3 rRNA genes are annotated in these 5,316 nt (G+C 56.2%); all 3 read left to right on the forward strand.

Annotation, left to right across the window (positions count from 1 at the left end):
* The first annotated feature begins 84 nt into the window (after nt 1-84).
* The 3 genes from ACZI8W_RS26045 (at nt 85) to rrf (ending at nt 5,309) form a co-directional block, all read left to right on the forward strand.
* A 16S ribosomal RNA gene (locus tag ACZI8W_RS26045) occupies nt 85-1,606 on the forward strand.
* Nucleotides 1,607-1,904: 298 nt separating this feature from the next.
* Nucleotides 1,905-5,040, forward strand: a 23S ribosomal RNA gene (locus tag ACZI8W_RS26050).
* 152 nt (nt 5,041-5,192) lie between these two features.
* Nucleotides 5,193-5,309: ribosomal RNA gene (gene rrf, locus ACZI8W_RS26055) — 5S ribosomal RNA — on the forward strand.
* The 16S, 23S and 5S rRNA genes sit together here, the layout of an rRNA operon.
* The last annotated feature ends 7 nt before the right edge of the window (nt 5,310-5,316 follow it).

The following is a 5,316-nucleotide window of genomic DNA, read 5'->3' on the forward strand; positions in this document are numbered from 1 at the left end:
TTTTTGCTAGTTTGAGTTTGTATGCTAGTGATTTGGCTCGATGTCTTTGACTGATCAGCCCTTCGGGGTGTTGATTATGAGTCTTTTACGGAGAGTTTGATCCTGGCTCAGGACGAACGCTGGCGGCGTGCTTAACACATGCAAGTCGAACGATGAAGCTCAGCTTGCTGGGTGGATTAGTGGCGAACGGGTGAGTAACACGTGGGTGATCTGCCCTGCACTTCGGGATAAGCCTGGGAAACTGGGTCTAATACCGGATAGGACCGAGGACTGCATGGTTTTCGGTGGAAAGTTTTTCGGTGCAGGATGAGCCCGCGGCCTATCAGCTTGTTGGTGGGGTAATGGCCTACCAAGGCGACGACGGGTAGCCGGCCTGAGAGGGCGACCGGCCACACTGGGACTGAGACACGGCCCAGACTCCTACGGGAGGCAGCAGTGGGGAATATTGCACAATGGGCGCAAGCCTGATGCAGCGACGCCGCGTGAGGGATGACGGCCTTCGGGTTGTAAACCTCTTTCACCCATGACGAAGCGCAAGTGACGGTAGTGGGAGAAGAAGCACCGGCCAACTACGTGCCAGCAGCCGCGGTAATACGTAGGGTGCGAGCGTTGTCCGGAATTACTGGGCGTAAAGAGCTCGTAGGCGGTTTGTCGCGTCGTCTGTGAAATCCCGCAGCTCAACTGCGGGCGTGCAGGCGATACGGGCAAACTCGAGTACTGCAGGGGAGACTGGAATTCCTGGTGTAGCGGTGAAATGCGCAGATATCAGGAGGAACACCGGTGGCGAAGGCGGGTCTCTGGGCAGTAACTGACGCTGAGGAGCGAAAGCGTGGGTAGCGAACAGGATTAGATACCCTGGTAGTCCACGCCGTAAACGGTGGGCGCTAGGTGTGGGTTTCCTTCCACGGGATCCGTGCCGTAGCTAACGCATTAAGCGCCCCGCCTGGGGAGTACGGCCGCAAGGCTAAAACTCAAAGGAATTGACGGGGGCCCGCACAAGCGGCGGAGCATGTGGATTAATTCGATGCAACGCGAAGAACCTTACCTGGGTTTGACATGTACCGGATCGCCTCAGAGATGGGGTTTCCCTTGTGGTCGGTATACAGGTGGTGCATGGCTGTCGTCAGCTCGTGTCGTGAGATGTTGGGTTAAGTCCCGCAACGAGCGCAACCCTTGTCCTGTGTTGCCAGCAAGTGATGTTGGGGACTCGCAGGAGACTGCCGGGGTCAACTCGGAGGAAGGTGGGGACGACGTCAAGTCATCATGCCCCTTATGTCCAGGGCTTCACACATGCTACAATGGTCGGTACAGAGGGCTGCGATACCGTGAGGTGGAGCGAATCCCTTAAAGCCGGTCTCAGTTCGGATCGGGGTCTGCAACTCGACCCCGTGAAGTCGGAGTCGCTAGTAATCGCAGATCAGCAACGCTGCGGTGAATACGTTCCCGGGCCTTGTACACACCGCCCGTCACGTCATGAAAGTCGGTAACACCCGAAGCCGGTGGCCTAACCCCTTGTGGGAGGGAGCCGTCGAAGGTGGGATCGGCGATTGGGACGAAGTCGTAACAAGGTAGCCGTACCGGAAGGTGCGGCTGGATCACCTCCTTTCTAAGGAGCAACTCCAGTGTGATGGTTCGAATGGTCGAATCGTTCTCTGGCAGAGCCCGTTTGTCGCCGTACGAGCGGCACGGGAGCTCATGGGTGGAACGCTGACAAGTATCACTGCAACAGAAGCGGGCTCAGTCTTGTTTCGTGGTGGTTATATCGGTGCGCTGTTGGGTCCTGAGGGAACACGTGATGTGTTTTTTCAGCGACGATGATCCACGAAAACGGTTGGCTTCGGCCGGCGTCGGTAGGGGTTGTTGTGTGTTGTTTGAGAACTGCACAGTGGACGCGAGCATCTTTGTTGTAAGTGTTTATGAGCGTACGGTGGATGTCTTGGCACCAGGAGCCGATGAAGGACGTGGGAGGCTGCGATATGCCTCGGGGAGCTGTCAACCGAGCTGTGATCCGAGGATGTCCGAATGGGGAAACCCAGCACGAGTGATGTCGTGTTACCTGCCGGTGAATATATAGCCGGTGTGGAGGGAACGTGGGGAAGTGAAACATCTCAGTACCCACAGGAAGAGAAAACAATATGTGATTCCGTCAGTAGTGGCGAGCGAACGCGGAAGAGGCTAAACCATGGGTGTGTGATACCTGGCAGGGGTTGCACTTGTGGGGTTGTGGGGTTCATTGTGTCGGCGCTGCCGAGCCGGCCAGCAGTAAGAAATCATGATGTTAGTCGAAGTGGTCTGGAACGGCCTGTCGTAGAGGGTGAGAATCCCGTAGACGAAAACGTTGTGACTGTTGATGTGGATGCCCAAGTAGCACCGGGCCCGTGAAATCCGGTGTGAATCTGTCGGGACCACCCGATAAGCCTGAATACTCCCTGGTGACCGATAGCGGACTAGTACCGTGAGGGAAAGATGAAAAGTACCCCGGGAGGGGAGTGAAATAGTACCTGAAACCGTGCGCTTACAATCCGTCAAAGCCTGTGCAGCCTTTGGTGGCTGGTGGGTGATGGCGTGCCTTTTGAAGAATGAGCCTGCGAGTTAGTGGCATGTCGCGAGGTTAACCCGTGTGGGGTAGTCGTAGCGAAAGCGAGTCCGAATAGGGCGCGATAGTGGCATGTTCTAGACCCGAAGCGGAGTGATCTACCCATGGCCAGGGTGAAGCGATGGTAAGACGTCGTGGAGGCCCGAACCCACTTAGGTTGAAAACTGAGGGGATGAGTTGTGGGTAGGGGTGAAAGGCCAATCAAACTCCGTGATAGCTGGTTCTCCCCGAAATGCATTTAGGTGCAGCGTCGCGTGTTTCACTCTGGAGGTAGAGCTACTGGATGGCCGATGGGCCCTACAAGGTTACTGACGTCAGCCAAACTCCGAATGCCAGGGTGTGAGAGCGCGGCAGTGAGACTGCGGGGGATAAGCTTCGTAGTCGAGAGGGAAACAGCCCAGATCGCCGGCTAAGGCCCCTAAGCGTGTACTAAGTGGAAAAGGATGTGGGATCGCTGAGACAACCAGGAGGTTGGCTTAGAAGCAGCCACCCTTGAAAGAGTGCGTAATAGCTCACTGGTCAAGTGGTCCTGCGCCGACAATGTAGCGGGGCTCAAGTACACCGCCGAAGCCGCGGCACTCACATGAACTTGTCGATTTTCTATGGGAGGTCGGCCAGGTGTGTGGGTGGGTAGGGGAGCGTCGTGCAGCCGTGGAAGCAGCAGTGTGAACTAGTTGTGGAGGCTGTGCGAGTGAGAATGCAGGCATGAGTAGCGAAAGACGAGTGAGAAACTCGTCCGCCGAATGACCAAGGGTTCCTGGGCCAGGTTAATCCGCCCAGGGTGAGTCGGGACCTAAGGCGAGGCCGACAGGCGTAGTCGATGGACAACGGGTTGATATTCCCGTACCCGTGTGAACGCGCCCCTGATGAATCGCTGGTACTAACCGTCCAAAAGGGCTTTGTTCTCCTTCGGGAGTTCGGGGTCTGGCTGCACGGGACCTTCGGTGGTAGTAGTCAAGCGATGGGGTGACGCAGGAAGGTAGCTGGGCCGGCTGGTGGAGTAGCCGGTGTAAGCCTGTAGGGCGTGACATAGGTAAATCCGTGTCGCATGTGGCCTGAGAGGTGATGCGTAGCCGTTGTGGTGAATTCAGTGATCCTATGCTGCCGAGAAAAGCCTCTAGCGAGCTTTCACATGGCCCGTACCCCAAACCGACACAGGTGGTCAGGTAGAGAATACTGAGGCGATCGAGATAACTGTGGTCAAGGAACTCGGCAAAATGCCCCCGTAACTTCGGGAGAAGGGGGACCTCGTCTGGTGATCATCTTTACGGTGTGAGCTGGGTGGGGTCGCAGAGACCAGAGAGAAGCGACTGTTTACTAAAAACACAGGTCCGTGCGAAGTCGTAAGACGATGTATACGGACTGACGCCTGCCCGGTGCTGGAAGGTTAAGAGGACCGGTTAGTGGAGTGATCCGCGAAGCTGAGAATTTAAGCCCCAGTAAACGGCGGTGGTAACTATAACCATCCTAAGGTAGCGAAATTCCTTGTCGGGTAAGTTCCGACCTGCACGAATGGCGTAACGACTTCTCTGCTGTCTCGACCACAGACTCGGCGAAATTGCATTACGAGTAAAGATGCTCGTTACGCGCGGCAGGACGAAAAGACCCCGGGACCTTCACTATAGCTTGGTATTGGTGTTCGGTTCGGTTTGTGTAGGATAGGTGGGAGACTGTGATGCGGGCACGCCAGTGTTCGTGGAGTCGTTGTTGAAATACCACTCTGATCGTATTGGATGTCTAACCTCGGGCCCTGATCGGGTTCAGGGACAGTGCCTGGTGGGTAGTTTAACTGGGGCGGTTGCCTCCTAAAATGTAACGGAGGCGCCCAAAGGTTCCCTCAGCCTGGTTGGCAATCAGGTGGTGAGTGTAAGTGCACAAGGGAGCTTGACTGTGAGACTGACAGGTCGAGCAGGGACGAAAGTCGGGACTAGTGATCCGGCATCGGCATGTGGAAGCGGTGTCGCTCAACGGATAAAAGGTACCCCGGGGATAACAGGCTGATCTTCCCCAAGAGTCCATATCGACGGGATGGTTTGGCACCTCGATGTCGGCTCGTCGCATCCTGGGGCTGGAGTAGGTCCCAAGGGTTGGGCTGTTCGCCCATTAAAGCGGCACGCGAGCTGGGTTTAGAACGTCGTGAGACAGTTCGGTCTCTATCCGCCGCGCGCGTTAGAAACTTGAGGAAGGCTGTCCCTAGTACGAGAGGACCGGGACGGACGAACCTCTGGTGTGCCAGTTGTTCCGCCAGGGGCATGGCTGGTTGGCTACGTTCGGAAGGGATAACCGCTGAAAGCATCTAAGCGGGAAGCCTGTTCCAAGATGAGGTTTCTCACCCCTTTTTGTGGGGGTAAGGTCCCCGGAAGATGACCGGGTTGATAGGCCGGATCTGGAAGCGCAGTAATGTGTGGAGGTGACTGGTACTAATAGGCCGAGGACTTATCATGAAGGTGTTACGCGTCCACTGTGCGGTGTCTGAGACAATACGCTCGCTCGCGCGAGTGCTGTCGAGTGAACGCTGTTCTTTTCTTCGGGGAAGGGCGGTGAATCTATCGACATCACTCGAAAGGCGTGAGTGATGTCGATAGTTTCACAGAGTTTCGGTGGTTATAGCGATAGGGAAACGCCCGGTCTCATTCCGAACCCGGAAGCTAAGCCTGTCTGCGCCGATGGTACTGCACTCGTCAGGGTGTGGGAGAGTAGGTCGCTGCCGAACACCCGTT

It is taken from the genome of Rhodococcus ruitaii, from assembly GCF_055230935.1.